The following is a 26,222-nucleotide window of genomic DNA, read 5'->3' as shown; positions in this document are numbered from 1 at the left end:
TGCGCACAATAAAGAAGTCAATCATGCAGCACTCTTTGAAGTATCGGATGGCGTTGGCCACGGCGGGGGTGGTGACGCTGATCATCGTGCTGCGCGCGCTCTACGCCCAGTATTACGCCTATGACAGCCTGAAAAACCTGCTGCAGGCGCAGCAGGACACGCTGGTCGAGATGGTCGCCGAGCAGCTCGATGAAAAGCTGCAGGCACGCGCCGCCGTGCTGCAGCGGGTGGCACGCCAGTTCTCCGCGCTCCATGGCGCCAAACCGGCCGATTTGCGCAAGGCGGCGCACGGTCTGGTGGAAATTCCCGAGACCTTCAATGCCGTGTTCCTGGCTTCGCCCGATGGCGAACTGACGTTCAGCACCGCCGTGCCCGATGGCGTGCGCCTGCGCGTCAACGACCGCGACTATTTCCGCGATGTCCTGCACGGCCAGTCGTTCGCGGTGTCGGACCTGATCCAGGGCAAGCAGACCAATGCACCGGGCGTGGTGCTGGCGGTGCCGATGCTGGGGCCCGCCGGCGAACTGCGCGGCGTGGTCGGCGGCGTGCTGAACCTGGCGGACAGCAACTTCCTGCGCGAGCTGTCGCACAGCCGGGTCGGCACTACCGGCAGCTTCTGCCTGGTGTCTTCCGGCACCAATCCCCGCTACGCGATGCATCCTGACGTGTCGCGCCTGCTGGCGCCCGCGCGCGCCCTCGACGAAGCCTGCGGCGCCGAGCAGCCGCCCGCGCTGCTGGAGATCCTGACGCCGACCCAGCCGATCGTCGCGCGCTACCTGCTGGCGTCCAACGGCTGGGAGGTGGTCGCGGTGCTGCCCGCGGCCGAAGCCTATGCGCCGTTGCTCACGGTGCGCAAGCGGACCCTGGTGATGGGGGCGATCACCATGGTGATCGCGGCCGCGCTGATGTGGCTGGTGATGTGGCGGCTGCTGGCGCCGCTGCAGCGGCTGCACCGCGCGGTGCGCCAGCTCGGCACCGACCCGAAGGCCGTGGCGGACCTGCCGGTCGGCCGTGCCGACGAGATCGGCGAGCTGGCGTCGAGCTTCGCCGAGGTCGTGGCCCGGCTGTCGGAGCGCGAGGCCGCGCTGCAGGCCGCCAAGGACCGCGCCGCCGCCAGCGAGAAGCGCATCGAGGCGATTGCCAACCATGTGCCGGACTTTATCTCCTTCATCGACATGCAGCAGCGCTATGTCTTCGTCAACGAGGCGTATGCACGTCGCTACGGCTTGCCGGCGCAGCAGATCGTGGGCCTGTCGCTGCGCGAGTTGTGGGGCACGCAGGAATACATGGCCTGCCAGGCCTACCTGCAGCAAGCCGGCACCGGCCAGGCCGTGACCTTTACCCGCGAAAGCGCGGACGGCACCGAGTGCATCGAAATCACTTGCCAGCCAGCGTGGAACGATGCCCAGGACACCGTGGTCGGCCTGCATATGTTCGGGCGCAACGTCACCCACGAGCGCGAAAAGCTGCGCAGCCTGGAAGCGCAGACCGTCTCCGACTACCTGACCGGCCTGCTCAACCGCAAGGGCTTCGACCGGCGCCTGGCCGAAGCCATGGCGCGCGCCGGCGCCAGCGCGTGCCCGCTGGCGCTGCTGCTGGTGGACCTGGACGACTTCAAGGCGGTCAACGACAACCACGGCCACCCCATCGGCGACCAGTTGCTGGTGGCATTCGCGCAGCGGCTGCGCGCCTGTGTGCGCAAGGGCGATGCGGTAGCGCGCATCGGCGGCGACGAATTCGCGGTGATTCTTGACGGCATTGCCGACCGCCATGCCATGGCGTCGGTGGCCAACACCATCGTGCAGGCAGCGCGCATACCCTTCGTGATCGATGGCCATACGCTGGCGGCGTCGGCCAGCGTCGGCGCGGCCCTGCGCGATGCGCGGCACGCCATGACCGTGAGCGAACTGTTCCTGCACGCCGACATGGCGCTGTATCAAGCCAAGCGGCATGGCAAGGCGCGTTATGCCGCGCAGGCGGCCGATACGGCAGAGCCATCCGACCTGGCATCGCAAGCAGGCTAGCTCAGGCGGAATGAATGCGGCGGCTTTGCTCCCTCTCCCGCAAGCGGGAGAGGGAGCATCCAATGGGCTATTCAGGGCCGGACGTTTGCCGCAGCCTAAACCCCTCAGCGCACCTGCCCTTCCTTCCACGCCTGCAACAGCTTGTCGTAAGGGATGGTCTCGCCCTTGGGCTTCTCGTTGGCGAGCTTCTTCCACGGCGCGTGGTCGTTCGACAGCCACTTGCCCGGATCGCCCTTCGCATTCAGCTTGGGCGCGCAGTGGCTCATGCCGGCGCGCTGCAGCCGCGCCATGACCTGGTCCATCTCATCGGCGAGCGTGTCCATCGCGGCTTGCGGCGTCTTCTCGCCGGTCACCGCGGTGGCCACGTTCTTCCACCACAGCTGGGCCAGCTTTGGATAATCCGGCACGTTGGTGCCGGTCGGGGTCCAGGCCACGCGCGCGGGGCTGCGGTAGAACTCGACCAGGCCGCCATACTTGGCCGCGTTCTTGGTCAGGTAGTCGTGATGGATGTCGCTGTCGCGGATAAAGGTGAGCCCGGTCAGCGACTTCTTCAGCGATACCGTCTTCGAGGTCACGAACTGCGCGTACAGCCAGGCCCCGGCCAGCTTGTTGGGATCGGTGTTCTTGAAGAAGGTCCACGAGCCCACGTCCTGGTAGCCATTCTGCATGCCCTGCTTCCAGTACGGCCCATACGGCGACGGCGCCATGCGCCACTTGGGCGAGCCGTCGGCGTTGACGACCGGCAGGCCCTTCTTGGTCATGTCGGCGGTAAAGGCCGTGTACCAGAAGATCTGCTGCGCCACCTGCCCTTGCGCGGGCACGGGGCCGGCCTCGGAGAAGGTCATGCCCATCGCCTGCGGCGGGGCGTACTTCTTCATCCAGTCGATGTACTTGGTCAGCGCGTAGACCGCCGCCGGACTGTTGGTGGCGCCACCACGCGCCACCGAGGCGCCGACCGGCGTGCATTTGTCCTCGGCCACGCGGATGCCCCACTCGTCCACCGGCATGCCGTTGGGCAGGCCCTTGTCGGCGGTGCCGGCCATCGACAGCCAGGCGTCGGTGAAGCGCCAGCCCAGCGAGGGGTCCTTCTTGCCGTAGTCCATGTGGCCGTAGACCTTCTTGCCGTCGATCTCCTTCACGTCGTTGGTGAAGAAATTGGCGATGTCCTCATAGGCGGACCAGTTGGTCGGCACGCCCAGGTCGTAGCCGTACTTGGCCTTGAACTTGTCCTGCAGGTCCTTGCGCGCGAACCAGTCGGCGCGGAACCAGTACAGGTTGGCGAACTGCTGGTCAGGCAGCTGGTACAGCTTGCCATCCGGCGCGGTGGTGAACTTGGTGCCGATGAAGTCCTTCACATCCAGCCCGGGATTGGTCCATTCCTTGCCGGCGCCGTTCATGTAGTCGGTCAGCGGCAGGATCGAGCCATAGCGGTAGTGCGTGCCGATCAGGTCGGAGTCGGAGATCCAGCCGTCATAGATCGACTTGCCTGACTGCATCGAGGTCTGCAGTTTCTCCACCACGTCGCCTTCCTGGATCAGGTCATGGTTGACCTTGATGCCGGTGATCTCCTCGAACGCCTTGGCCAGGGTCTTGGATTCGTACTCGTGCGTGGTGATGGTCTCCGACACCACGTTGATCTGCGTGACGCCCTTGGCCTTGAGCCGGGCGGCGGCATCGATGAACCACTTCATCTCCGCAGCCTGCTTGTCCTTGGACAGCGACGAGGGCTGGAATTCGTTGTCGATCCACTTCTTCGCTTCCGCTTCGCCCGCCCAGGCGGCGCCGCAAGCCAGCGCGGCCGCGCAGGCAAGGGCTGACATCCCCAACGTCACGTGCACTTTCATCGGTGTCTCCTCAAGAATCCCCTGCCCCGGTCGTGGTCTGGGTGGCGGCCCCGGGGTGGGGACAAGCCGCGTTTCCCGTTATTGCTTGCTATTGCTGGCCAATGCCGGCCGGCAGCGGCGCTAGCCCTTGCGCAGGATCAGCGCCAGCACCAGCATCGAAGCCACGAAGCTGATCCACACCGAGGGCTCTTCCGGCAGCGCCAGCCAAGCGGCGACCTTTTCGCCCAGCCCGACCCACGCCAGGTTGATCCACGCCGCGCACATCAGCCCGATGAAGAGCCGGTCGCCGCGGGTGGTGGCGATTGGCAGGAAGCCCTTGCGCAGCACCGACGGCGAGCGGATTTCCAGGATCGTCATGCCGATCAGCATCACCACGATGCAGCCAAAGAACACCGCCACCGGTGTGGTCCATACCATCCAGCTCAGCATTGGCGCCGTCTCCTTGCGAAGGCCTGCGTTAAACGCGGCCCATCGCGAAGCCCTTCGCGATGTAGTGCCGCACGAACCAGATCACGATGCCGCCGGGTACGATGGTCAGCACCCCGGCCGCGGCCAGCACGCCCCAATCCATGCCCGATGCCGACACCGTGCGCGTCATGGTGGCGACGATGGGCTTGGCGTTGACCGAGGTCAGCGTGCGCGCCAGCAGCAGCTCGACCCAGCTGAACATGAAGCAGAAGAACGCGGCCACGCCCACCCCGGCCTTGATCAGCGGCAGGAAGATAGTCAGGAAAAAGCGCGGGAACGAGTAGCCGTCGACATAGGCCGTCTCGTCGATCTCGCGCGGCACGCCCGACATGAAGCCCTCCAGGATCCACACCGCCAGCGGCACGTTGAAGACCAGGTGCGCCAGCGCCACGCCCAGGTGCGTATCCATCAGCCCGATGGTGCTGTAGAGCTGGAAGAACGGCAGCAGGAACACCGCCGGCGGCGTCATGCGGTTGGTCAGCAGCCAGAAGAACACGTGCTTGTCGCCGATGAACTGGTAGCGCGAAAAGGCGTAGGCGGCCGGCAGCGCCACGCCGATCGAGATCACGGTGTTCATCGCCACGTAGATCATCGAGTTGAGGTAGCCCGAATACCAGGACGGATCGGTGAAGATGGTCTTGTAGTGCTCGAGCGTGAACTGGCCCGGCCACAGCGACAGCGTCGAGACGATCTCCTCGTTGGTCTTGAACGACATGTTGACCATCCAGTAGATCGGCACGATCGCGAACACCAGGTAGGCCAGCAGGAAGCCGGCGCGCCACCAGGCGGCGCGGTTGGCCTGCGCCGGGATCGCGGTGGGGATCACCGCGGGGACTGCCGAAGAGATCTCAGCCATGGGGCATGTCCTCGCTGCCGGCGGTGCCCGCGCGCTGCATCCAGTTGTAGAGGATGAAACACATGAGCAGGATGATCAGGAAGTAGACGATGGAAAATGCCGCCGCGGGACCCAGGTCGAACTGGCCAACGGCCTTCTGGGTCAGGTATTGCGACAGGAACGTGGTGGCGTTGCCCGGCCCGCCGCCGGTCAGCACGAACGGCTCGGTGTAGATCATGAAGCTGTCCATGAAGCGCAGCAGCACCGCGATCATCAGCACGCCGCGCAGCTTGGGCAGCTGGATAAAGCGGAACACCGCCAGGCGCGAGGCGCCGTCGATCTGCGCGGCCTGGTAGTAGGCGTCGGGGATCGCGCGCAGGCCGGCATAGCACAGCAGCGCCACCAGCGGCGTCCAGTGCCAGACGTCCATCACCAGCACCGTGATCCAGGCATCGAAAGCGCTGCCGGTGTAGTTGTAGTCGAAGCCGAGCCCCTCCAGCGCCGCGCCCAGCAGGCCGATGTCGGTGCGGCCAAAGATCTGCCAGATGGTGCCGACCACGTTCCAGGGAATCAGCAGCGACAGCGCGATGATCACCAGCACCGCCGACGCCTTCCAGCCCCGGGCCGGCATCGACAACGCCAGCAGGATGCCCAGCGGAATCTCCACCAGCAGCACCGCCAGCGAGAAGCCGAGCTGGCGCAGCAGCGCGTCGTGCAGCTCGCCGTCGCGCAGCACCGTGCGGAACCATTCGGTGCCGACGAACACGCGCCGCTCGGGCGAGATGATGTCCTGCACCGAGTAATTGACGATGGTCATCAGCGGCAGGATGGCGGAGAACGCCACGCACACCACCACCGGCAGCACCAGCAGCCAGGCCTTCTGGTTGACTGGTTTCATGACACCAGCTCCTCGTTGACGTAGTAGCAGGTATGCCGGTTGAACACCGACAGCCATGCCGTGTCGCCCGCGCGCAGACCGGCCGCCTCGGCGCCCAGCCGCGCGCGCAGCGTGCCGGCCTGCGCGCCCGCCTCCTGCACCGCGCCGGTCAGCAGCCAGTAGGTGCCGATGTCCTGCGCGCGCTGCACCTGCACCGGCACCGCCTGGGTGTCGCGCTCGGGCGCCAGTTGCAGGTATTCCGGGCGGACCCCGATGCGGAAGCTGCCGGCCGCGCGCAGCGCCGCTTCCACCGGCGGCGCCAGCGACGGCAGATAGCGCCGCCCGGCCACGTCGATGGCGCCGTCGCGCCATTGCCCGGACAGGAAGTTCATGCCGGGCGAGCCGATAAAGTGACCGACGAAGGTATGCGCGGGCCGCTCGAACAGCGCGTCGGCCGGCCCCACCTGCACCGCCTTGCCGCGCGACATCACCACCACCTGGTCGGCAAAGGTCAGCGCCTCGGTCTGGTCGTGGGTCACGTAGATCAGCGTCAGGCGAAACTCGTGGTGGATTTCCTTCAGCTTGCGCCGCAGCTGCCATTTGAGCTGCGGGTCGATCACCGTGAGCGGCTCGTCGAACAGGATGGCCGACACGTCCTGGCGCACCAGCCCGCGCCCGAGCGAGATCTTCTGCTTGGCATCGGCGGCCAGGCCGCTGGCGCGGCGCCCGAGCGTCGCCGACAGGTCCAGCATCTCGGCAACGCGGCCGACCCGCTCGCGCACCTGGGCTTCCGGCACGCCGCGGTTGCGCAGCGGGAAGGCCAGGTTTTCGCCGACGGTCATGGTGTCGTAGATCACCGGGAACTGGAACACCTGGGCGATATTGCGCGCCTGCGGCGTGGCGCCGGTGACGTCGCGTCCGTCGAAGGCGATGGTGCCGTGCGAAGGCCGCAGCAGCCCGGAAATGCAGTTCAGCAGCGTGGTCTTGCCGCAGCCGGACGGGCCCAGCAGCGCATAGGCGCCGCCGTCTTCAAAGGTGAAGCGCAGCGGCAGCAGCGCGTAGTCGTCGTCGGTGCGCGGATCGGGCACGTACGAGTGCGCCAGGTCCAGGTCGATGCGCGCCATGTCTCAGCCTCCTGCCGCCGCGATGCCGCCGGGCACCTCGGCGGCGAGGCCGCCGGGCCGGCGCGGCGCATGGATGCGGCGCCCGTCGGCGTCGAACAGGTAGAGCTGTTCGGGCAGCAGATGCAGCGTCACCGGCGCGCCCAGCTGCAGGTCGAGCACGCCCGCGAACTGCGCCACCAGGTTGCCCACCGACGTAGCGGCGTGGACGAAGGTGTCCGACCCCGACAACTCGGCCAGCGCCACGCGGCCCGGCACGGCGACCGCGCCGGCCTCGCCCGTCAGGCGCAACGCGGAGGCGCGCACGCCAAGCGTGACCGGGCCGTCGTGCGCCGCCACGCCAGGCACGGGCACCTCGATCCCTCCCGGCAAAGCCACCTTGCCGCCCTCCAGCCGGCCCTCAACCAGGTTCATCGGCGGATCGTTGAAGGCGCGCGCCACGCGCAGCGAATCGGGATAGTGGAAGACCTGTGGCGTGGGGCCGTACTGCAGCAGCTCGCCGGCATCGAGCACCGCGGTGTGCCCGCCCAGCAGCAGGGCCTCGCCGGGCTCGGTGGTGGCGTAGATCACGGTGGCGTCGCCGTGCGCAAACAGCTGGGTCAGCTCTTCGCGCAGTTCCTCACGCAGCTTGTAGTCCAGGTTGACCAGCGGCTCGTCCAGCAGCATCAGCGGGGCTTCCTTGGCCAGCGCGCGGGCCAGCGCCACGCGCTGCTGCTGGCCGCCGGACAGCTCGGCCGGATAGCGCTCCAGCAGGTGGTCGATATGCAGCCGCGCGGCCAGCTCGCGCACGCGCGCGGCGATCTCGCCGGCTGCGGCCTTGCGCCGCAGCCGTAGCGGCGAAGCAATGTTGTCGAAGACCCTGAGCGACGGGTAGTTGATGAACTGCTGGTAGACCATCGACACATTGCGCTCGCGCACCGGCATGCCGGTGACGTCGTCGCCGTCGACCAGCACGCGCCCGGCGCTGGGCCGGTCCAGCCCCGCCATGACCCGCATCAGCGAAGTCTTTCCCGCCTGCGTCGCGCCCAGCAGGATGGTGACCGCGCCGGGAACCGGGGCCAGCGTCAGCGGATACAGATACGCCTGCGAACCTGCCTGCTGTGCGACGCCTTCCAAACGTAGCTGCATCCGGCCTCCATGTTCGATATGCTGCCGGCCGATGACGCTGCCGACATACGGCATGCGTTCGATGCAGGCGCACCAATCTTGGCTTCATGCTCGTTTTAGCAACAAAACGAACATAAAACAATAGTGCACCGCATCATTTTGTTTTCGTTTGTGTTTGAACTAGAATCCCCGCATGACCCTCAATCCCCGCCAGACGGCCCTGCTGGAAGAAGTCCGCACCCAGGGCTTTGCCTCCATCGACGAACTTGCGCGCAAGTTCGGCGTCACGCTCCAGACGGTGCGCCGCGATGTCAACATGCTGGCCGAGAACGGCATGCTGGCGCGCTTCCACGGCGGGGTGCGGGTGGAAGACTCCACCACCGAGAACATCGCCTACCGGCAGCGGCAGGTGCTCAATGCCGAAGGCAAGGCGCGCATCGCGCGCGCGGTGGCGGCGGCAGTGCCCGAGGGGTGCTCGCTGATCCTGAACATCGGCACCACGGTGGAAGAGATCGCGCGCGGCCTGGTGCACCATCGCGGCCTGCGCGTGATCACCAACAACCTGCACGTGGCCAATATCCTGGCCGACAACCCCGATTGCGAAGTCATCGTCGCCGGCGGCGTGCTGCGCTCGCGCGATCGCGGCATCGTCGGCGAGGCCACGGTGGAGTTCATCCGCCAGTTCAAGGTCGATATCGGGCTGATCGGCATCTCGGGCATCGAGGCCGACGGCACGCTGCGCGACTATGACTTCCGCGAGGTCAAGGTGGCGCGGACCATCATCGAGCATTCACGCGAGGTCTGGCTGGCGGCGGACGCCAGCAAGTTCAACCGCCAGGCCATGGTCGAGCTGGCGCATGTGTCGCAGGTGGACCGGCTGTTTACCGACGCGCCGCTGGCGGCGCCGTTCGATCAGATCCTGGCCGACAGTGGGGTGAAGTGTGTGGTGGCGGAGCGGGAGTGATTGCGGGACAAGCGCTGCTGCTGCCGTGTCGGCAGTGGCGCCACTGCGCGTGCCGGCAGTGCCTGGCGCGTTGGTTCTGGCGCAGGCCTGCCCTCTCCCTTGGCCCCTCTCCCGCAAGCGGGAGAAGGGAGCAAACCAAGGGCACAGGAAAGGATTACTTGAACACCACGGTCTTGTGGCCGTTCAGCAGGATGCGGTGTTCGGCATGCCACTTGACCGCGCGCGCCAGCGCCACGCATTCGACGTCGCGGCCGACGGCGGTGAGCTGGTCGGGGTCCATGCTGTGGTCCACGCGCTCGATCTCCTGCTCGATGATCGGACCTTCGTCGAGGTCGGCGGTGACGTAGTGGGCGGTGGCGCCGATCAGCTTCACGCCGCGGTCGTGCGCCTGGTAGTACGGCTTGGCGCCCTTGAAGCTGGGCAGGAACGAATGGTGGATATTGATCGCGCGGCCGGCCAGCTTGCGGCACAGGTCGTCGGACAGCACCTGCATGTAGCGCGCCAGCACCACCAGGTCGATCTTCTGCTCCTGCACCACGTCGAACACGCGCGCTTCCTGCGCGGCCTTCTGCTCCGCCGACGCGTTCATCAGCGGCAGGTGGAAGAACGGCACGTCGTACGACGCCGCCAGCTGGTAGAAGTCGCGGTGGTTCGAGACGATGGCCGCGATCTCCACCGGCAGCCCGCCCGCCTTGGCACGGAACAGCAGGTCGTTCAGGCAATGGCCGATCTTCGACACCATGATCATCACGCGCGGCTTCACCGTGGCGTCGTTCAGCTCCCACTGCATGCCGAACTGGTCGCCCACCGGCGCGAACGCGGCCTTCAGCGTGGTCAGGTCGGGACCACCGGCGGCCGGGGTGAAATGCACGCGCATGAAGAAGCGGCCCGCGTACTCGTCCCCGTACTGGTCGGAGTCGACGATATTGCAGCCGTGCTGGAACAGCAGGCCCGAGACAGCGTGGACGATGCCCGGCTGGTCAGGGCACGAGAGGGTCAGGATGAATCCGGTGTTGCTCATGGTGTGTGGTTCTGTCTGGGTGGCGCGGCGCAAGGCCGGGAAAGCCAGGGGGGCTCGGTCCGTGCAAAGGTCAATACGGCAGGCAATACCGGGACAAGCGGCGATGGACCCTGCGGCGGCTCAGTCGTGGAGGCCGGCCTCGAGCCAGCCACGCCGTCCAAGGGCATCCAGCGTCACCAGTGTCGCATCGACCGTCATGGCGCCGGCCGACATGATAGCAAGCAATGGCGCCAGCCCGACGCGCCGGTGCTCGCTGACCTCGCCGTCCTGGTTGTGCGGAATGAAGTCCGGCGGCAGCAGCAGGTCGTAGACATAGACCTGCTCCCACTGCACGCCTTCGGGCAGGTCGCGCAGCACCTCGATCATGCCGTGCGCCTGCACGCCACGCGCCAGCGCGGGCGGGATGCCAGACTCTTCCTCGCACTCGCGCACCAGCGTCGCCAGCGGATCGCTGCCGTGGGGCATGCCGCCGGCGACCAGGTTGTCCCACATGCCGGGGTCGACGGCCTTGGCCGGGCTGCGGCGCGAGATCCACAGGGCGGGCGGGTCGCCCGCGGCGCCGTCGACGATGCCGTTCAGGTGCGAGGCAAAGGTCAGCAGCCCGAGGAAGCGCGCCGCGGCGCGCTCCACCACCGCGACCGACGGCGCATCCAGCGCGGCGGTGACGGCGAACAGCTCGTCGCGCCAGCCGCGCACATGGCCGGCGTCGGCCAGCTGGCGGGCCAGCGCCTGCAGCGCGGCGCTGCGCGCCTCGAAATCGTCGCGGCCGGGCAGCAAGGCCACCGCCACGGAGCCATCGGCGAGCGCCTGCTCCGGGCCCAGCATGGCGCCAGGGCCGATGTCGATACCGCGCAGGATGCCGGCATGCGCGCGCGGCAGCCAGCCGACCTGGCGGCCGTCGGCCATCAGGCGCAGCCTGGCGGCGGCATCGAAGCCGCTGCGCGCCGCCAGCGAGGCGGCGATCCGTGCGGTGGCCCCGGCCGCCGGCAAAGAAGATGTTTCAGCCATCAGGATTCCATGCACCGGCCACGCCGGCGCGCATTGTCATTGTCAGGATCGAACGCATGAACCAGCCCGCCGCGCAGGCGCAGCGCCCTGCCCCGTCCCAGCTTCCCGCCGAGCCGCAATACGTGCTGGCGCTCGACCAGGGCACCAGCAGCTCGCGCGCCATCCTGTTCGACCATGCCGGCAACGTGGTGCGGCTGGCGCAGCGCGAGTTCCGCCAATATTACCCACATCCCGGCCACGTCGAGCACGACCCTTACGAGATCTGGCAATCGCAGCTGGCGGTGGCGCACACGGTGCTGGCCGACGCCGGCATCGGCGCCTCGCAGGTGCGCGCCATCGGCATCACCAACCAGCGCGAGACCACCGTGCTGTGGGACCGCAAGACCGGCGAGCCGGTCGGCCGCGCGCTGGTCTGGCAGGACCGCCGCACCGCGCCGATGTGCGAGGCGCTGCAGGCCGCCGGCCACGGCGAGCTGTTCCGCGAGAAGACCGGCCTGATCATCGATGCCTATTTCTCCGGCACCAAGCTGCGCTGGATGCTCGACAACATCGAAGGCGCGCGGGAGCGCGCGCAGCGCGGCGAACTGGCCTTCGGCACCGTCGACAGCTGGCTGATCTGGCAGCTGACCGACGGCGCGCGCCATGTCACCGATGTCTCCAATGCCTCGCGCACGATGCTGTTCAACATCCACCGCTTCGAGTGGGACGACGCGCTGCTGGCGCTGCTCGACATCCCGCACGCGCTGCTGCCAGAGGTGGTGCCCTCCAGCGGCGAGGTCGCGCGCACGTCGGCGCGGCTGTTCGGCATGCCGATCCCGATTGCCGGCATCGCCGGCGACCAGCAGGCCGCCACCTTCGGCCAGGCCTGCCTGGTGCCCGGCATGGCCAAGAACACCTACGGTACCGGCTGCTTCCTGCTGATGAATACCGGCGCGCAGCCGGTCACGTCGCATAACCGGCTGCTGACCACCATCGGCTGGCAGTACCGCGGCCAGACCCAGTATTGCCTGGAGGGCGGCGTGTTCATGGGCGGCGCCACCATCCAGTGGCTGCGCGACGGCCTCAAGATCATCCAGAGCGCGCCCGAGGCCGAGGCGCTGGCGCGCCAGTGCGACGACAGCGGCGGCGTGGTGCTGGTGCCGGCCTTTGCCGGGCTGGGTGCGCCGCACTGGGACGCCTTTGCGCGCGGCACGCTGGTCGGCATGACGCGCGGCACCGGCAGGCCGCAGATCGCGCGCGCGGCGCTGGAATCGATCGCGCTGCAAAGCGTCGACGTGCTCGAGGCCATGCAGAAGGACGCCGGCATCGCGCTGGCCGAGCTGCGCGTGGACGGCGGCGCCTCGCGCAGCGACCTGCTGATGCAGATGCAGGCCGACCTGCTCGGCACCCCGGTGGTACGTCCGCGCGTAACCGAGACCACCGCGCTGGGCGCGGCCTACCTGGCGGGCCTGGCCACCGGCTACTGGAGCGACCCGGTGCAGATCGCGCAGCAATGGCAGGTGGAGCGGCGCTTCGAGCCCAACCTGTCGGCCGACCAGCGCGGCCACCGGCTCGCGCGCTGGCACCGGGCGGTCGAGCGCGCACGCGACTGGGCGCGCGAGGACGACGCCGCCGCCGGCCACGGCTGAGCGTCGATCAAACCCGCCCCGCGCCACCACGTCCGGACCATCCGAACATTCCAGCCAGCACCCACCACACACCAGCGTCATGCAAAGTCTTCCCACCCCGATCCAGCCGCCCAGCCGCGCGGCCCTGCTCGCCACCCTGGAGCGCGAGCCGCGCTGGGACGTGATCGTCATCGGCGGCGGCGCCACCGGCCTGGGCACGGCCGTCGATGCCGCCTCGCGCGGCTACCGCACGCTGCTGGTCGAAGCCGCCGACTTTGCCAAGGGCACCTCGAGCAAGGCCACCAAGCTGGTGCATGGCGGCGTGCGCTACCTGGCGCAGGGCAATATCGGCCTGGTACGCGAGGCCCTGCACGAGCGCGGCCTGCTGGCGCGCAACGCGCCGCACCTGGTGTGGCCGCTGGGCTTCGTGGTGCCGGCCTACCAGATGTTCGACCAGCCCTTCTACGGCATCGGCCTCAAGCTCTACGACATGCTGGCCGGCAACCTCAACCTCTCCGGCAGCCGCTGGCTGAACCACCGCGAGGTGCTGGCCGCCGCGCCCAACCTGGCCGAGCACGTCGGCGGTCGCCCGCTGCGCGGCGGCAACCTTTATTTCGACGGCCAGTTCGACGATGCGCGGCTGGCGGTGGCGCTGATGCGGACCCTGTTCGACGTCGGCGGCACCGCGCTCAACTACATGCGCGCGACCGGGCTGAGCCAGCAAGGCGGCGTGATCAGCGGCGTGACGGTGCAGGACGTGCTCGGCGACGCCACCTTCCGGTTGCGCGCCGATTGCGTGATCAATGCCACCGGCGTGTGGGTCGATGCCATCCGCCAGATGGAAGACGGGCATGCCCGCACCATGGTCGCGCCCAGCCAGGGCGTGCACCTGACGCTGCCGCGCAGCTTCCTGCCCGGCGAGCGCGCCATCCTGATCCCCAAGACCGACGACGGACGCGTGCTGTTCGTGGTGCCGTGGAACGGCCACACCATCGTCGGCACCACCGACACGCCGCGCCGCGACCTGCCGCTGGAGCCCGATGCGGGGGCCGACGATGTCGATTTCATCCTGGAAACGGCGTCGCGCTACCTGGCCAAGGACCCCACCCGCGCCGACGTCACCAGCGTCTGGGCCGGCCTGCGGCCGCTGGTGCGCGCCACTGGCGAGGCCTCCACCGCTTCGCTGTCGCGCGAGCATACGATCCTGGTGTCCAGGGCCGGGCTGATTACCGTCACCGGCGGCAAATGGACCACCTACCGCAAGATGGCCGAAGACGTGATCGAGACCGCGATCCAGCGCCAGATGGTGCGCGCCGCGCCATGCGTGACCGCGGAGCTGCCGCTGCATGGCGCCGCCGGCTTGCCGGCCGACCTGCCGCCGCCGGATTCGGGCTCGCCGGACCGCTACTACGGCAACGAGCTGGGCCTGCTGCGCGCGCTGCCGGGACACGAGCGGATGCTCGCCGGCGCCTCGGGTCTGACCGAGGCCCATGTGCGCTTTGCCGCCCGGCATGAGCTGGCGCGCCGGGTCGAGGACGTGCTGGCGCGCCGCAACCGCGCGCTGTTCCTGGACGCGCGCGCGGCCGTTGACGCGGCACCGGCGGTGGCCGCGATCCTGGCCGAAGAACTTGCCGAGGATGCAGCCTGGCAGGCGCGCGAGGTGGAGAGCTTCCGCACGCTCGCGGCCGGCTACATGCTCGGCTGATCGCTCGCCGGAGCTGTCGCCATCCACCCGAACACAAACTTTCGACCAGACCAGACCACGCCATGCGCGATCGACCGACGCTGTCCCGCATTCATATCGTTGCCCTGCTGGCCGCGCTCTGCGCCAGCGCCACGGCCTACGCCGCCCGCGCGCCGGGCATCGACGGCGTGCGCTTTCCCGAGGTGCGCACCATGCGTTACCAGTGCGACGGCGGCAAGACGCTGACGGTGCGCTACTTCAACAGCCCCGACAACCAGGCCGCGGTGCTCCGCGTCGAAGGCAAGCCGGTGCTGGCGGTCAGCACGGTGGCGGCGTCCGGCGCGCGCTATGTCGGCGGACGCTACGAATGGTGGACCAAGGGCGAGTCAGGCACGCTGCGCGACCTGATGCAGGCCGAGAACGCCCCGCCCGCGCTGGCGAACTGCCACGCCGGGAGGTAGCGGGCACGGTCGCGGCACGGCCCGGGCCGCGCCATCTTTTGAAGCCGCGGCGTTCCGGGCGATAATGCGGGGATTGAATCAGGGAGAACACCATGGACGAGATTGAAGATCTGTCCGATCTGCCGATGCCCCGCTTTATCTGGGGCTTCGCCGTGATCGCGGGCAAGGGCGGCGAGGTCATGCACGACGAATTCGAGTACCTGACCCACACCCGCAGCCCGCGCTTCACCTGCCGCGTGGTCGAGCTGGAGGACATGCCGGCCGAAAGCGAAGAAGACGCCATCGACGGCCGCATCGTCCACGATGACGACCCGAGCCGCATGTTCTACATCACCGATGCCGGCATGGCGCTGGTCAATTTCCAGCTGTTCGACAAGATGCCCGACAAACAGAAGTTCAAGCGCATCTGCGACGAAGCCATCGCCAACTGGATGCTGCGCCGCGAGTTCCTCGACGAAGAGGAATAGGACTGAAGCAACGCCCGGGCCAGCGGCGGCGCGGCCGCCGCGCGGCGCTCAGGCCTGGCCCGGTTCCGGCGGCAACGCGCCGGCCAGCACTTCATTGAGCAACCCGGTCATGCCGCCCGGGTGATCGGCGGCCAGCGCCTGCAGGCGCTTCACCAGCGCGCCGTCGAGCTTGCACGCGAACGGCACCAGGCCTTGCTCCTGGTCCAGCCGGCGCTGCTCGCGCCGGTCCGGACGCGCCGCGGCGCCGGGAATGCCGCCCCGCCCCGCCGCCGCCTGCTTCAGGCTGTTGGCGATCTTCAGGCCCTTGTTTTTTTCCAGGTCCGTTTTCTTCACGGCAATATCCGAAAGTCTGTAGAGGGCGGTATTGTACGCACCCGCGGCGCCGGCGCGGCCGGCGCTACGGTGGTGGTGTCCGTTGCAGGCCTGTGCCTAGGCTATTCGTCGCTGACTTCGATCAGCTCGGCCGCCACCCGCTGGATTTCCGCATAGACCGGTATCGCGTCCATCGGGCCGGTGCAGCCCACCGCCGTGGCCTGGCTGGCATCGGCGCCGGGCGGCAGGAACACGAAGGCCATGCCCGGCTGCCAGCCGGGATGCTTGCGCAGGCTGTCGTTGAGGATGTCGAGATACTGCGCGCGCGTGAAGACGTGCCTTGCCATTGCTACCTCCGGAATCCGCTGCCGATGCGCCGCGCGGGCGCGGGTGTCATGGCGGGGATCGTAGCATGGCAGGGGTGTCCGGCGTCACCGCGCGGCGCCTGGCAGCGCGCCGGTCAGCATTCGCCCTTCTTGGCCTGGCCGGGCGGGCAATGGCCGCCCTTGTTGCCCTTGTTGCCGTGGCCTTGATTGCCGTTGCTTTTGCCCTTGTCCTTGTACCCGCCCTGGTCCCAGCGACCCGGCACCAGCACCCAGCCGTCGCGCGCCTGGATCCAGCGCGGCGACTCATAGACATAGCCCGGGCGCTCGCGCTCCCAGCGGCCCTTCTTCCAGGCGTGCTTGCGGTGGTGATCGTCCCAGTCCCAGTACCCGGGCATCCAGACATAGCCGGCGCGCGGAGCGGGCGCGGCCTCGTAGATCGGCGCCGGCGGCGGCACGCCAATGGCGATATTGACCGAGACCTGGGCCAGCGACCCCGCACTGAGGGTCAGGCCCGAACCTAGCAACGCGGCCAGCAGCAAGGCCCTGGCCGGGCGAAGCGCGCAATCCGACATGGCAGTCCTTTCTTGTGGAGGAACATGCCCATAGTCTAGTCCGCCGTGAGTCCCCGGCAAGTCAAGAATCGATATCGGCCGGCCATGGATGCCGGCGCGCAACAGCCCGGTGCAAGCCCCGCTTGCGCGCGGACGATGCTAGTGATCCTCGGCCATCGCCTTGAGCTGGGCCTCGCCGGCAACGCGCGCGGCATCGGAAGTGGTGAAGGTATCGTCCGACACGATCGCGCGCCTGACCTGCTGCGCGCTGAAATCCACCAGCGCGATGACCCACACATAGCGCCCCGACTGGGGTGCGGTCTGCACGAAAGCCTTGAGGTTGTGGCGCGATTCGTTTGCCATGATCCATCTCCGGTTGAGACGTGCCGCAGCACAGGGGTCAGGCAACTCTAGCACAAGGCCCGCCAGCTCACCGGCCGGCGGCCTCGGTGGCGAAGTCGCGCAATTCGCGCACGCGCGCGGCGGTCATCTCCAGCAGGCAGGACGCGCCCGCCACGCGCGCCGCGCTGCCGCCGGCAGGATTGGAGACATAGGCGCAATTGGCCTGGCGGTAATCCAGCCAGGCCCGCTGCGCCACCCGCAACTGTCCGGTGCGCGGCGCCTCCAGCCGCCGCAGCAGCGACTGGTAAGCGCGATTCAACGCCGTATCCTGCACGCGCGACTCCAGCGCCGCGCAGTTGAGCATGTCGGCGTTCGAAACGGCCTTGTCCATGCAGCGCTCATAGTCGGCGCTCAGGCCGCCATTCTGCGTGCCATTTTCCGCGGCGGCGACGGGGATGGCCGCCACGGTCAGACCAGCGACGGCAACACATGCGAGGACGCGCATAGCAATTCTCCGTTTGCGTGGTTGTGACAAGACCAGCCGACGCGGATCCGCTCAGGCAAGCCAGCGACCCAGCGTTGCCACGGCGATATTGGCCAGCCCCAGCACGAGGTTGGTCCCTACCGCCTGCCGGATGCGGTTCAGGGCGGCACCGGCGGCCGGCCAGTCCTGGGCCTCGACGGCCCGGCCCAGCACCCGGTAGGGGCCGAACCAGACGTAGCAGAAGATCCCCGCCATGACGAGGCCGATGCCCAGCATCAGGTGCCAGTTGCGTGGTGCGCCCGCCATGCCAGCTGCCGCCATCATCGCGCCACCGCTCAGCAGGATCGCCGCCACCGACGCCCATACCCACGGGAAGAACCGGGCAAACACCCCGCGCCACAGGCGCAGGCGCGGCGGCGGCTCCAGCAGGTTGACGGCCACCGGCCGCAGGCACAGGTAGGCGAAGAACATGCCGCCGACCCAGACGGCGACGCCGGTCAGGTGCAGCAGGCGGAGAAGAGGATCGGCGATCATGGCGGCAGGGGGCGAGTTGGACGAATTGGGGCGATGGCCACATTCTAAGTGTTGCGTCCGCCACGGCGAAGCCTGGCATGCGCGCAGCAGCGGTCGCAGCGGGGTTCAGGAAAACAACCGCGGGGCCGATAAACATTTCGTATCACGCCGCGCCACGAGCCGGTCTCCGAAGCATCCCGCTCGTGCCGCCCGTTTTCGCCCGAGCCACGGCAAAGCCGCACGCTTGACCGCCCGGAACTCGGCCACAGACAATACGCGCGGCCAGACTACAACCCCGCAACCGGCCGCCCCGCCCCCTTCGCTCCAGACCATGGCGCCTGCCCCAGCAAGCCCCCCGCCAACCCCGCCCGCTGCCCGTGCACGACCGCTGCTGCGCCGCGGCCTGACCGCGCTGTTGCTGGCGGTGACGCTGGCAGTGCTGCCGGCCATGCTGCCCCCGGCGGTCACCGCGCAGCCCGCGCCGCAACGGGCCGACCTGGTCGCGCGCGTCGTCATCAGCCTGCTCGGCTACGCACGCTGGCCGGTGGAGCGCGATCCGGTGCGGCTGTGCGTCGATCACGCCAGCCGCTATGCGGCCCGGCTCAAGGAAGGCGGCACGCTCGCCAATGGCCGCACCGTGCAGACCCGCCAGGTCGACGTGCTGGCCGAGATGCTGCACCCGGCGTGCGATGCGCTGTACGTGGGCACCATGAACGAACCGCGCCGCAAGCGCCTGTCGGCCGAGCTGACCGGCCGCCCGGTGCTGGTCATCGCCGAAGAAGACTTCGAGTGCGAGGTGGGCAGCATGTTCTGCCTCAACATCCGCGACAACCAGGTCTCGTTCCGCGTCAACCTCGATACCCTCGCCCGCAGCGGCGTGCATATGCACCCCGGCGTGCTGCAGCTCGGCCGCCGCAAGGGAGCGCCGTCATGAGCCAGCGCCAGCCGGTGCGCGGGCAAGGCGCGCGCCCCACCCTCTACAGCGTGCTGCGCCGTATCCACCTGGGCGTGGCGCTGATCGCGGTATGCACTGCGGGCCTGGCGCTGACCGCGATCGGCGTCACCGCGCTGCGTGTCTACGCCGACCACAACGTGCGGCTGGTGGCACGCTCGATCGCCTATACGCTGGAAGCGCCGGTGGTGTTCCGCGACCAGGCGGCCACCGCCGAAACGCTGGCCGCGATCGCGGCCTCGGAAGACATCGCCCGCGCCACCGTCTATGACCGCGACCACCACGTGCTGGCGGTATGGCAGCGCCCCGGCCAGGCCCCGCTGACCGGCCTGCGCCACGCGCTGCTCGAATGGCTGGGCACCGATGCGGTCGAGCAGCCCATCGTGCACCAGGCGCAGCAAGTCGGCACGCTGCGCGTCAGCGGCGACCCGCGCAACCTGCTGCACTTCCTGCTGCAAGGCGCGCTGGGGCTGCTGGCCTGCCTGCTGCTGACCGCGGTCGGCGCCCACTACCTGGCCAGCCGGCTGCTGGTGCAGATCATCGAGCCGCTGCGCAACCTGATGCGGGTGGCGCACGCAGTGCGTTCGCAGCGCGATTTCGCGCAGCGAACGCCGCCGGCCAGCATCGCCGAGCTCAATGCCCTGAGCGATGACTTCAACGGCCTGCTCGACGAACTGCAGACCTGGCAGAACCAGATGCAGCACGAAAACCGCTCGCTCGCCCACCGCGCCAACCATGATGCCCTGACCGGGCTGCTGAACCGCGCCGCCTTCGTCGAAGCGCTGGAGCACGCGGTGCGCCACGCCGCCGCCAACGACGAATATGCCGCGGTGCTGTACCTGGACAGCGACGATTTCAAGCACGTCAACGACCGCCACGGCCATGCCGCGGGCGACGCGGTGCTGGTCGCGGTGGCCCAGCGCATCCGCGCCAGCCTGCGCGGCCGCGACACCGTGGCGCGCATCGGCGGCGACGAATTCGCGGTGCTGGCCACCGCGCTGCGCGCGCCGGCCGACGTCATCCAGATCGCCGAGCATATCCTGCTGGCCATGGCTCGCCCGATCGACCTGCCCGACGGCAGCTCGGTGCAGGCCTCGCTCAGCATCGGGCTGGCTGTCTTTCCGGTCCACGCGCAAGGCAGCCAGGCCCTGCTGCACGCCGCCGACGCCGCCATGTACGGCGCCAAGCGGCGCTCCGGCGGCATCTGGCAAAGCGCCGAGCCGCGCCTCGACGTCACGCAGTGAGAATCCACATGTTTGCAAGCCGTCCCCCGACAAGCCTCACATCCAGATGGAAAGCCTGGGTGGCCGCCGTCATGCTGGCCAGCCTCGCCGTGGCGGGCTGCCAGGCCACGCCGCCCGCCGGCCGGCTGTCGCCGGCGCAGCTGGCGGTCTTGCAGCAGGAGGGCTTCATGCAGACCGGCGAAGGCTGGGAGCTGGGCCTCACCGACAAGGTGCTGTTCGGTTTCAACGAAGACCTGATCGAAGGGGACCGCGCCGCCAATGTGCAGCGCATCGGCCGGGCGCTGAGCGGCGTGGGCATCGAGCGCCTGCGCGTGGATGGCCATACCGATGACGCCGGCTCGGCGGACTACAACCAGTCGCTGTCGGTGCGGCGCGCCGAGGCCGTGGCCAGGCTGCTGGCCGATGCCGGCTTTGCGCGCGACAGCATCGAGGTGCGCGGGCTGGGCAAGGCCCGCCCGGTGGCGGACAACCGCACCGCCGCGGGACGCGCCGAGAACCGGCGCGTCGCCATCATCGTTTCGGTGGATTAGACCGCCGGCTCAGTCGCCGAAGGGATTGGGCGCGCGGTTCTCCAGCGCCTCGTTCAGGTCGAACTCGTCGCGCACCTTGTCGACCACCGCGCGCACACTGGCGGCATAGCCGTGCAGATTGTCGAAGGCCATGTCCCAGTTGCGCCCGCGCGCGTCGCGCGGATGGGGCTGCGGTGCCGGCACCCGGATCCTGGCACCGTCTTCGCCGATTTCATCGATCTGCTGGATACGCCGGCCGACCTCGTCCTGCAAGGCACGCCGGCCGCGCTCACGCTTGGCCATGACTGACTCCTGGCTGAATCCCAACGCATCCTAGCACGCGTCGGGAGACCCTTCCAGGCACTTACAGCGCCGCCTTGGCCGCCTGGTAAGCCGCGTACAGGCGCGCGAACACCGGCCCCGGCACGCCCTTGCCGATCGGACGGCCATCGATGCTGACCACCGGCAGCAACTCCTTGCTGGCCGACGACAGCAGCACCTCGTCGGCGGCAAATACCTCGTCCCTGGCGATCCGGCGCGACTCCAGCGCAATCCCCATCGCCTCGCAGATTTCTTCCATGAAGCCGTAGCGGATGCCTTCCAGGATCAGGTTGTCCTTGGGCGGCGCCGACACGCGGCCATCGCGCACCACCCACACATTGGACGCCGACGCCTCGGTCAGCCAGCCGTCGCGAAACTGGATCGCCTCGGTCACGCCCTGCTCCACCGCATGCTGCGCCGCCAGCACGTTGCCGAGCAGCGAGGTCGACTTGATCTGGCAATTCAGCCAGCGCCGGTCCTCCATGGTCACGCACGCGACACCTTGCTCCACCATCTGCGCCGACGGCAGCGCCATCGGATTGGTCATGATCAGCACCGTCGGCACCACCTCCTTCGGAAAGGCATGGGTGCGCTTGGCCACGCCACGGGTCACCTGGATATAGACCAGCTGATCCGACAGGCCATTGGCCCTGACCACCTCGCCGACACGCTCCAGCCACTGCGCGGCGCTGTACGGGTCGGGAATGCCGATGCCCTCCAGGCTCCGGTGCAGCCGCGCCAGGTGCTGCGCGCCGCGGAAAGGCTTGCCGTGGTAATACGGGATCACCTCATAAATGCCGTCGCCGAAGATAAAGCCGCGGTCCAGCACAGGGATGCGGGCCTCGGAGAGCGGGGTCAGGGTGCCGTTGAGGTGGACGATGGGGTCGGACATGGTTGCAGGAGGCAGTTCGAAAGAGATGCCTGATTCTTTCACGCGCGGCCCGGCAAGGTCATGCAATCTACGCATGAGCACGGCCGCGCGCCACTCCGGCAAAGTGGCCCGATCAGGCCGGCGCCAGCGCCTTTGACAGCAGCACCGTGGTGAAGCCGCTGTCCCAGCTTTCATCGGGATAGAAATCGATCTCGGCATAGCCGTGGCGCCGATAGAATGCCCGGCTTTGCTGGTTGAACGTATCCGTCTCCAGCCGCGCCTCGCGATGTCCGGCGCGCGCCATCTCGGCTTCCGCATGCGCCAGCAGCGCCCCACCCAGCCCCATCCGCTGCCATGCCCGGCCGACATGCAGCGCCCAGACGAAATTGTTTTCCCAATCCACCATCGCGGCCGGCACGCCGTCCACGCAGGCGACACGGAATTCCTGCAATCGTGCTTCGACGTAGCTGCGGGTCTTGCCTTGCTGTTCGAACGCCGCCGCGGCGGCGGGAGCCAGTTGCGGCTTCCAGGTGCCGAGGTAGGTGTCGATGAGGATCGCTTCCACGGCTTGCGCGTCCGAGGGCAAGGCGGGGCGGATTTCGAAATGGGAGGTGAAATTGGTCATGGGACGAGAGCATAACCGGGACGCGGAAGAATCGGCAGCCCTTGCGCGGGCTCGCTCCAAGCCAGTTGACCGGCCCGGAAAACGAAAAAGCCGCCCGGAGAACGGGCGGCTTTGCATGGTCTTGCTCGGTGTTCTGGCGGAGAGAGGGGGATTCGAACCCCCGATAGGCTATTAACCTATACACGCTTTCCAGGCGTGCGACTTAAACCACTCATCCATCTCTCCGGGAAGTCCGCGATTATAGCAGAGTTGCCGGTCGAATCCAGTACCTCGTCACCACCCTGCCCTACCCCTTGCGCAGGTAGGTCACCAGCCGATCGATCACCGGTGCGTTGCGGGGCGTCAGCAGGCTGACCACGATCGCTACCGCGAAGCCCGCGGGAACCCCGAAGGCGCCGGAGGCGATGGGATCCACGCCGAACCAGCGGTTGCCGAAAATGCCGGTCATGCGGGTGAAGAAGGGATAGTTGACGAAGATGTAGTACACCGCCACGCCGAGCCCGGCGACCATGCCGGCGAAGGCGCCGGCGGCGGTGGTGCGGCGCCAGAAGATGCCCAGGATCAGGACCGGGAAGAAGCTCGAGGCCGCCAGCGAGAAGGCGGCGCCGACCAGGAACAGGATATTGCCGGGGCGCAGCGATGTGACGTACGAGGCGAACAGTGCCACGGCCAGCAGCACGATCTTGGCGGTGGTGACGCGCCGCTGGTGGCTCGCCTGGCGGTCGACCATGTGATAGAAGACGTCGTGCGAAAGCGCGTTGGCAATGGTCAGCAGCAGGCCGTCCGCCGTCGAGAGCGCGGCGGCCAGCGCGCCGGCGGCGATCAGCCCCGAGATGACGTATGGCAGGCCGGCAATCTCCGGGGCGGCGAGCACGATCATGTCGGGCTGCAGCAGGATTTCGGCCCATTGCACGATGCCGTCGCCGTTGACGTCGCGAATGCCGAACACCGGCGGATCGACCTTGCGCCATTGCACCACCCACTGCGGCAGGTCGGCGTACGGGGTACCGACCAGGTGCTCGAAGAACTCGTACTTCACCAGCGCCGCGAGCGTGGGTGCCGAGACATAGAGCAAGGCGATGCAGAACACGGCCCAGGCCACGGAGTTGCGCGTCTCCCTGACCGAGGGCGTGGTGTAGAGCCGCGTCAGGATGTGAGGCAGGCTGGCGGTGCCCACCATCAGGCAGAACACCAGCAGGACGAAATTGAGCCGCTTGGTCTTGCGCTCCTGCTCGGACGCCGCGGGATAGGGTTCGGTGGACGACATCGAATGGCGGCTGCGGGCCAGTGCCTCTTCGCGTTGCTGGTGCCATTGCTGCTGCGCGGCGGCGGCATCGCGCGGGAACTCGAGCCGTTCGCGCTCGAGCGCCTTGATCTCGCGCAGCGGCGCATTGCGTGTGCGCAGGTCCTGCAGGCGCGCATCCAGCGCGTCGCGCTCCTGCGCGAAGGATTCAGGCAAGCGCGCGATGCGCTCCTGCAGCAGGATGGCCTGCTGCCGGTAGTAGTCGCGCACCGCCCGCTCGGCCGGCTCGCGCTCCAGCTGCTGTTCACGGGCATCCAGCTGCGTCAGCAGCGTGCCGTAGCTGAGTTGCGGCAGCGGTTCCTGGTGGTGTTTCCACGCGATCATCGACACCGTGACCAGGAACGCCACGATCATCATGATGTACTGCGCCACCTGCGTCCACGTGACCGCGCGCATGCCGCCCAGGAAGGAGCAGACCAGGATGCCCGCCAGGCCGAAGAAAATGCCGACGGCAAATTCGACGCCGATGAAGCGCGTCACCACCAGCCCCACGCCCTGGATCTGCGCCACCAGGTAGACGAACGAGCAAAGCGAGGCGGCCAGCACCGCGATCGCGCGCACCGGCAGGTTGCCGCCGGGCTTGCCGTTGCCGTAGCGCGCGGCAAGGAAGTCGGGGATGGTATAGCCGCCGTACTTGCGCAGGTATGGCGCCAGCAGGAAGGCCACCAGGCAATAGCCGCCGGTCCATCCCATCACATAGGCCAGCCCTTCGTAGCCCGAGGAAAACAGGATGCCGGCCAGGCCGATGAACGATGCCGCGCTCATCCAGTCGGCGGCAATCGCCATGCCGTTGAACATGGCCGGCACGCGCCGCGACGCGACGTAGTACTCGTTGAGGTCCGAGGTGCGGCAGATCAGCCCGATGCAGGCATAGATCGCGATGGTGATGAACAGGAAGACGTAGCCCAGCCACAGCGCATCGGCATTGGAGCGTTCCAGCAATCCCATCATCCCCACGAAGCCGAACAGCCCCAGCGTGAACAGGCCGTAGTAGAGCAGCAACCGTCGGCGAAAGCGCGCCTGGGCTTCGGGCATGAGGGGACAGTCCGTGTCGGTGGGAAGCTATCGTAACAAACCCGCCGGCGCGCGGGTGCGCGGCGGCGGGTTCAGGGCTCGGCTCCGAGTAGCCGGGTCACCGGCGGGGTTACTGCGCCAGTTTCAGCTGCTCGAGGATGGCCGGGTTCTCCAGCGTCGAGGTGTCCTGCGTAATCTCTTCGCCCTTGGCCAGCGACCGCAGCAGCCGGCGCATGATCTTGCCCGAGCGCGTCTTGGGCAGGTTGTCGCCAAAGCGGATGTCCTTGGGCTTGGCGATCGGGCCGATCTCCTTGCCGACCCAGTTGCGCAGCTCGGTTGCGAGCTTGGCCGCTTCCTCGCCGCTCGGGCGCGAGCGCTTGAGCACGACGAAGGCGCAGATCGCTTCGCCGGTCATGTCGTCCGGGCGGCCCACCACCGCGGCTTCTGCCACCAGCGGGTTGGCCACCAGCGCCGACTCGATCTCCATCGTGCCCATGCGGTGCCCCGACACGTTCAGCACGTCGTCGATGCGGCCCATGATGGTGAAGTAGCCGGTGTCCTTGTCGCGGATCGAGCCGTCGCCGGCCAGGTAGAGCTTGCCGCCGAGCTCTTCGGGGAAATAGCTCTTCTTGAAGCGCTCCGGATCGCCCCAGATGGTGCGGATCATCGCCGGCCACGGGCGCTTGACCACCAGGATGCCGCCGCTGCCGTTGGGCACGTCCTGTCCGGTCTCGTCGACGATGGCGGCCATGATGCCCGGCAGCGGCAGCGTGCACGAGCCCGGCACCAGCGGCGTCGCGCCCGGCAGCGGCGTGATCATGTGGCCGCCGGTCTCGGTCTGCCAGAAGGTGTCGACGATCGGGCAGTTCTCATTGCCGACGTTCTTGTAGTACCACATCCACGCTTCCGGGTTGATCGGCTCGCCCACGGTGCCGAGCAGGCGCAGGCTCGACAGGTCGTACTGCTTGGGGTGGATCTTCTCGTCGGCCTCGGCGGCCTTGATCAGCGAGCGGATCGCGGTCGGCGCGGTGTAGAAGATGCTGACCTTGTGGCGGGCGATCATGTCCCAGAAACGGCCGGCGTTCGGGTAGGTCGGCACGCCCTCGAACACCACCTGGGTGGCGCCGGCCGCCAGCGGGCCGTAGGCGATATAGGTGTGGCCGGTGACCCAGCCGATGTCGGCGGTACACCAGAACAGGTCGTCGGGCTTGATGTCGAACGACCACTTCATCGTCATCAGCGCCCACAGCAGGTAGCCGCCGGTGCTGTGCTGCACGCCCTTGGGCTTGCCGGTGGAGCCCGAGGTGTAGAGCACGAACAGCGGATGCTCGGCGCCGACGGGTTCGGCCTCGCAGGTATCGGGCTGG

28 protein-coding genes and 1 tRNA gene are annotated in these 26,222 nt (G+C 68.2%); 9 read left to right on the top strand and 20 right to left on the bottom strand.

Annotation, left to right across the window (positions count from 1 at the left end):
- Nucleotides 1-23 precede the first annotated feature (23 nt).
- Nucleotides 24-2,024: a diguanylate cyclase domain-containing protein gene (locus AC3FMM_RS05635; RefSeq protein WP_488686231.1), complete on the top strand. Its 2,001-nt coding sequence runs from the start codon at nt 24-26 to the stop codon at nt 2,022-2,024.
- A gap of 104 nt (nt 2,025-2,128) precedes the next feature.
- Here AC3FMM_RS05635 and AC3FMM_RS05630 read toward each other — a convergent pair whose 3' ends face one another.
- From AC3FMM_RS05630 to AC3FMM_RS05605, 6 genes are all read right to left on the bottom strand, one after another.
- Nucleotides 2,129-3,868, bottom strand: coding sequence for an ABC transporter substrate-binding protein (locus tag AC3FMM_RS05630; RefSeq protein WP_373429509.1), 1,740 nt, complete (start codon nt 3,866-3,868; stop codon nt 2,129-2,131).
- A 120-nt stretch (nt 3,869-3,988) separates the two neighbouring features.
- Nucleotides 3,989-4,297, bottom strand: coding sequence for a DUF2160 domain-containing protein (locus AC3FMM_RS05625; RefSeq protein WP_111517597.1), 309 nt, complete (start codon nt 4,295-4,297; stop codon nt 3,989-3,991).
- 28 nt (nt 4,298-4,325) lie between these two features.
- Complete coding sequence (locus AC3FMM_RS05620) at nt 4,326-5,192, bottom strand: carbohydrate ABC transporter permease (RefSeq protein WP_092309462.1); 867 nt, start codon at nt 5,190-5,192, stop codon at nt 4,326-4,328.
- Nucleotides 5,185-6,069, bottom strand: coding sequence for a carbohydrate ABC transporter permease (locus AC3FMM_RS05615; protein ID WP_115680594.1), 885 nt, complete (start codon nt 6,067-6,069; stop codon nt 5,185-5,187). Before AC3FMM_RS05615 ends, AC3FMM_RS05620 begins: the two co-directional genes overlap by 8 nt.
- Nucleotides 6,066-7,172 carry an ABC transporter ATP-binding protein gene (locus tag AC3FMM_RS05610; RefSeq protein ID WP_115710092.1) on the bottom strand — a complete coding sequence of 369 codons (1,107 nt, stop codon included), beginning with the start codon at nt 7,170-7,172 and terminating at the stop codon, nt 6,066-6,068. Before AC3FMM_RS05610 ends, AC3FMM_RS05615 begins: the two co-directional genes overlap by 4 nt.
- A gap of 3 nt (nt 7,173-7,175) precedes the next feature.
- Nucleotides 7,176-8,297, bottom strand: a complete 1,122-nt coding sequence (locus tag AC3FMM_RS05605) for an ABC transporter ATP-binding protein (protein ID WP_488686229.1) — start codon at nt 8,295-8,297, stop codon at nt 7,176-7,178.
- Between the two features lie 172 nt (nt 8,298-8,469).
- Here AC3FMM_RS05605 and AC3FMM_RS05600 point away from each other — a divergent pair, with 172 nt between their 5' ends.
- Nucleotides 8,470-9,240, top strand: coding sequence for a DeoR/GlpR family DNA-binding transcription regulator (locus AC3FMM_RS05600; RefSeq protein ID WP_111517593.1), 771 nt, complete (start codon nt 8,470-8,472; stop codon nt 9,238-9,240).
- Between the two features lie 154 nt (nt 9,241-9,394).
- Here AC3FMM_RS05600 and purU read toward each other — a convergent pair whose 3' ends face one another.
- The gene (gene purU / locus AC3FMM_RS05595) at nt 9,395-10,261 is read right to left on the bottom strand and encodes a formyltetrahydrofolate deformylase (protein ID WP_111517592.1); all 867 of its coding nucleotides are present in this window, start codon (nt 10,259-10,261) and stop codon (nt 9,395-9,397) included.
- 120 nt (nt 10,262-10,381) lie between these two features.
- Complete coding sequence (locus AC3FMM_RS05590; RefSeq protein WP_116312769.1) at nt 10,382-11,269, bottom strand: NUDIX hydrolase; 888 nt, start codon at nt 11,267-11,269, stop codon at nt 10,382-10,384.
- 56 nt (nt 11,270-11,325) lie between these two features.
- Here AC3FMM_RS05590 and glpK point away from each other — a divergent pair, with 56 nt between their 5' ends.
- From glpK to AC3FMM_RS05570, 4 genes are all read left to right on the top strand, one after another.
- The gene (glpK, locus tag AC3FMM_RS05585; protein ID WP_488686227.1) at nt 11,326-12,897 is read left to right on the top strand and encodes a glycerol kinase GlpK; all 1,572 of its coding nucleotides are present in this window, start codon (nt 11,326-11,328) and stop codon (nt 12,895-12,897) included.
- A 79-nt stretch (nt 12,898-12,976) separates the two neighbouring features.
- Nucleotides 12,977-14,581: a glycerol-3-phosphate dehydrogenase/oxidase gene (locus AC3FMM_RS05580; protein WP_488686226.1), complete on the top strand. Its 1,605-nt coding sequence runs from the start codon at nt 12,977-12,979 to the stop codon at nt 14,579-14,581.
- A 62-nt stretch (nt 14,582-14,643) separates the two neighbouring features.
- Nucleotides 14,644-15,021 (top strand): MliC family protein, encoded by a 378-nt coding sequence (locus AC3FMM_RS05575; RefSeq protein ID WP_116312771.1) that lies wholly within the window; start codon nt 14,644-14,646, stop codon nt 15,019-15,021.
- A gap of 92 nt (nt 15,022-15,113) precedes the next feature.
- Nucleotides 15,114-15,488 carry a hypothetical protein gene (locus AC3FMM_RS05570; protein ID WP_326348527.1) on the top strand — a complete coding sequence of 125 codons (375 nt, stop codon included), beginning with the start codon at nt 15,114-15,116 and terminating at the stop codon, nt 15,486-15,488.
- Between the two features lie 48 nt (nt 15,489-15,536).
- Here the strand turns inward: AC3FMM_RS05570 and AC3FMM_RS05565 are convergent, their stop codons facing one another.
- From AC3FMM_RS05565 to AC3FMM_RS05540, 6 genes are all read right to left on the bottom strand, one after another.
- A complete protein-coding gene (locus AC3FMM_RS05565; protein ID WP_115710104.1) occupies nt 15,537-15,821 on the bottom strand; it encodes a hypothetical protein in 285 nt (94 codons plus the stop codon).
- 101 nt (nt 15,822-15,922) lie between these two features.
- Entirely contained in the window at nt 15,923-16,147 is a 225-nt protein-coding gene (locus AC3FMM_RS05560) for a hypothetical protein (RefSeq protein WP_012353266.1), read from the bottom strand.
- 113 nt (nt 16,148-16,260) lie between these two features.
- A complete protein-coding gene (locus AC3FMM_RS05555) occupies nt 16,261-16,698 on the bottom strand; it encodes a YXWGXW repeat-containing protein (protein ID WP_115710108.1) in 438 nt (145 codons plus the stop codon).
- A 138-nt stretch (nt 16,699-16,836) separates the two neighbouring features.
- Complete coding sequence (locus AC3FMM_RS05550; protein ID WP_092309492.1) at nt 16,837-17,040, bottom strand: hypothetical protein; 204 nt, start codon at nt 17,038-17,040, stop codon at nt 16,837-16,839.
- Nucleotides 17,041-17,107: 67 nt separating this feature from the next.
- The gene (locus tag AC3FMM_RS05545) at nt 17,108-17,524 is read right to left on the bottom strand and encodes a lysozyme inhibitor LprI family protein (protein WP_115710109.1); all 417 of its coding nucleotides are present in this window, start codon (nt 17,522-17,524) and stop codon (nt 17,108-17,110) included.
- 51 nt (nt 17,525-17,575) lie between these two features.
- On the bottom strand, nt 17,576-18,037 hold the full coding sequence (locus AC3FMM_RS05540) for a CopD family protein (RefSeq protein WP_488686224.1): 462 nt from the start codon (nt 18,035-18,037) through the stop codon (nt 17,576-17,578).
- A gap of 310 nt (nt 18,038-18,347) precedes the next feature.
- Here AC3FMM_RS05540 and yfiR point away from each other — a divergent pair, with 310 nt between their 5' ends.
- The 3 genes from yfiR to yfiB are packed head-to-tail and all read left to right on the top strand — an operon-like array spanning nt 18,348 to nt 20,742.
- A complete protein-coding gene (gene yfiR, locus AC3FMM_RS05535; protein WP_115710111.1) occupies nt 18,348-18,950 on the top strand; it encodes a regulatory sequestration protein YfiR in 603 nt (200 codons plus the stop codon).
- A complete protein-coding gene (gene dgcN, locus AC3FMM_RS05530; protein WP_115710112.1) occupies nt 18,947-20,212 on the top strand; it encodes a diguanylate cyclase DgcN/YfiN in 1,266 nt (421 codons plus the stop codon). The genes yfiR and dgcN overlap by 4 nt, the downstream gene beginning before the upstream one ends.
- Before the next feature lie 8 nt (nt 20,213-20,220).
- On the top strand, nt 20,221-20,742 hold the full coding sequence (gene yfiB / locus AC3FMM_RS05525; protein WP_115710113.1) for an outer membrane lipoprotein YfiB: 522 nt from the start codon (nt 20,221-20,223) through the stop codon (nt 20,740-20,742).
- Between the two features lie 9 nt (nt 20,743-20,751).
- Here yfiB and AC3FMM_RS05520 read toward each other — a convergent pair whose 3' ends face one another.
- The 6 genes from AC3FMM_RS05520 to AC3FMM_RS05495 all read right to left on the bottom strand — a co-directional run.
- The gene (locus AC3FMM_RS05520; protein ID WP_115680608.1) at nt 20,752-21,024 is read right to left on the bottom strand and encodes a hypothetical protein; all 273 of its coding nucleotides are present in this window, start codon (nt 21,022-21,024) and stop codon (nt 20,752-20,754) included.
- A gap of 61 nt (nt 21,025-21,085) precedes the next feature.
- A complete protein-coding gene (locus tag AC3FMM_RS05515) occupies nt 21,086-21,934 on the bottom strand; it encodes a D-amino acid aminotransferase (protein ID WP_115710114.1) in 849 nt (282 codons plus the stop codon).
- 112 nt (nt 21,935-22,046) lie between these two features.
- Nucleotides 22,047-22,538, bottom strand: coding sequence for a GNAT family N-acetyltransferase (locus AC3FMM_RS05510; RefSeq protein WP_115710115.1), 492 nt, complete (start codon nt 22,536-22,538; stop codon nt 22,047-22,049).
- A 134-nt stretch (nt 22,539-22,672) separates the two neighbouring features.
- Nucleotides 22,673-22,763: transfer RNA gene (locus tag AC3FMM_RS05505), tRNA-Ser, on the bottom strand.
- Nucleotides 22,764-22,824: 61 nt separating this feature from the next.
- On the bottom strand, nt 22,825-24,876 hold the full coding sequence (locus AC3FMM_RS05500; RefSeq protein WP_115710116.1) for a VC_2705 family sodium/solute symporter: 2,052 nt from the start codon (nt 24,874-24,876) through the stop codon (nt 22,825-22,827).
- A 109-nt stretch (nt 24,877-24,985) separates the two neighbouring features.
- Nucleotides 24,986-26,222, bottom strand: a 1,237-nt coding sequence (locus AC3FMM_RS05495) for an acetate--CoA ligase (RefSeq protein WP_488686222.1), incomplete at its 5' end; no start/stop codon positions are given.

The organism is Cupriavidus sp. 207A1, from assembly GCF_057798955.1.
Note: the sequence above shows the minus strand (reverse complement) of the source record. Positions and strands in the feature narration are given on the sequence as shown.

Bases quoted from the DNA above. Each gene is read 5' to 3' on its own strand.
- AC3FMM_RS05500 (WP_115710116.1), bottom strand. From the start codon at position 24,876: ATGCCCGAAGCCCAGGCGCGCTTTCGCCGACGGTTGCTGCTCTACTAC.
- AC3FMM_RS05510 (WP_115710115.1), bottom strand. From the start codon at position 22,538: ATGACCAATTTCACCTCCCATTTCGAAATCCGCCCCGCCTTGCCCTCG.
- yfiR (WP_115710111.1), top strand. From the start codon at position 18,348: ATGGCGCCTGCCCCAGCAAGCCCCCCGCCAACCCCGCCCGCTGCCCGT.
- AC3FMM_RS05615 (WP_115680594.1), bottom strand. From the start codon at position 6,069: ATGAAACCAGTCAACCAGAAGGCCTGGCTGCTGGTGCTGCCGGTGGTG.
- AC3FMM_RS05630 (WP_373429509.1), bottom strand. From the start codon at position 3,868: ATGAAAGTGCACGTGACGTTGGGGATGTCAGCCCTTGCCTGCGCGGCC.
- AC3FMM_RS05620 (WP_092309462.1), bottom strand. From the start codon at position 5,192: ATGGCTGAGATCTCTTCGGCAGTCCCCGCGGTGATCCCCACCGCGATC.
- AC3FMM_RS05605 (WP_488686229.1), bottom strand. From the start codon at position 8,297: ATGCAGCTACGTTTGGAAGGCGTCGCACAGCAGGCAGGTTCGCAGGCG.
- AC3FMM_RS05575 (WP_116312771.1), top strand. From the start codon at position 14,644: ATGCGCGATCGACCGACGCTGTCCCGCATTCATATCGTTGCCCTGCTG.
- AC3FMM_RS05540 (WP_488686224.1), bottom strand. From the start codon at position 18,037: ATGATCGCCGATCCTCTTCTCCGCCTGCTGCACCTGACCGGCGTCGCC.
- glpK (WP_488686227.1), top strand. From the start codon at position 11,326: ATGAACCAGCCCGCCGCGCAGGCGCAGCGCCCTGCCCCGTCCCAGCTT.
- AC3FMM_RS05515 (WP_115710114.1), bottom strand. From the start codon at position 21,934: ATGTCCGACCCCATCGTCCACCTCAACGGCACCCTGACCCCGCTCTCC.
- AC3FMM_RS05580 (WP_488686226.1), top strand. From the start codon at position 12,977: ATGCAAAGTCTTCCCACCCCGATCCAGCCGCCCAGCCGCGCGGCCCTG.
- AC3FMM_RS05555 (WP_115710108.1), bottom strand. From the start codon at position 16,698: ATGTCGGATTGCGCGCTTCGCCCGGCCAGGGCCTTGCTGCTGGCCGCG.
- AC3FMM_RS05635 (WP_488686231.1), top strand. From the start codon at position 24: ATGCAGCACTCTTTGAAGTATCGGATGGCGTTGGCCACGGCGGGGGTG.
- yfiB (WP_115710113.1), top strand. From the start codon at position 20,221: ATGTTTGCAAGCCGTCCCCCGACAAGCCTCACATCCAGATGGAAAGCC.
- purU (WP_111517592.1), bottom strand. From the start codon at position 10,261: ATGAGCAACACCGGATTCATCCTGACCCTCTCGTGCCCTGACCAGCCG.
- dgcN (WP_115710112.1), top strand. From the start codon at position 18,947: ATGAGCCAGCGCCAGCCGGTGCGCGGGCAAGGCGCGCGCCCCACCCTC.
- AC3FMM_RS05545 (WP_115710109.1), bottom strand. From the start codon at position 17,524: ATGCGCGTCCTCGCATGTGTTGCCGTCGCTGGTCTGACCGTGGCGGCC.
- AC3FMM_RS05550 (WP_092309492.1), bottom strand. From the start codon at position 17,040: ATGGCAAACGAATCGCGCCACAACCTCAAGGCTTTCGTGCAGACCGCA.
- AC3FMM_RS05570 (WP_326348527.1), top strand. From the start codon at position 15,114: ATGGACGAGATTGAAGATCTGTCCGATCTGCCGATGCCCCGCTTTATC.
- AC3FMM_RS05625 (WP_111517597.1), bottom strand. From the start codon at position 4,297: ATGCTGAGCTGGATGGTATGGACCACACCGGTGGCGGTGTTCTTTGGC.
- AC3FMM_RS05610 (WP_115710092.1), bottom strand. From the start codon at position 7,172: ATGGCGCGCATCGACCTGGACCTGGCGCACTCGTACGTGCCCGATCCG.
- AC3FMM_RS05590 (WP_116312769.1), bottom strand. From the start codon at position 11,269: ATGGCTGAAACATCTTCTTTGCCGGCGGCCGGGGCCACCGCACGGATC.
- AC3FMM_RS05560 (WP_012353266.1), bottom strand. From the start codon at position 16,147: ATGGCAAGGCACGTCTTCACGCGCGCGCAGTATCTCGACATCCTCAAC.
- AC3FMM_RS05520 (WP_115680608.1), bottom strand. From the start codon at position 21,024: ATGGCCAAGCGTGAGCGCGGCCGGCGTGCCTTGCAGGACGAGGTCGGC.
- AC3FMM_RS05600 (WP_111517593.1), top strand. From the start codon at position 8,470: ATGACCCTCAATCCCCGCCAGACGGCCCTGCTGGAAGAAGTCCGCACC.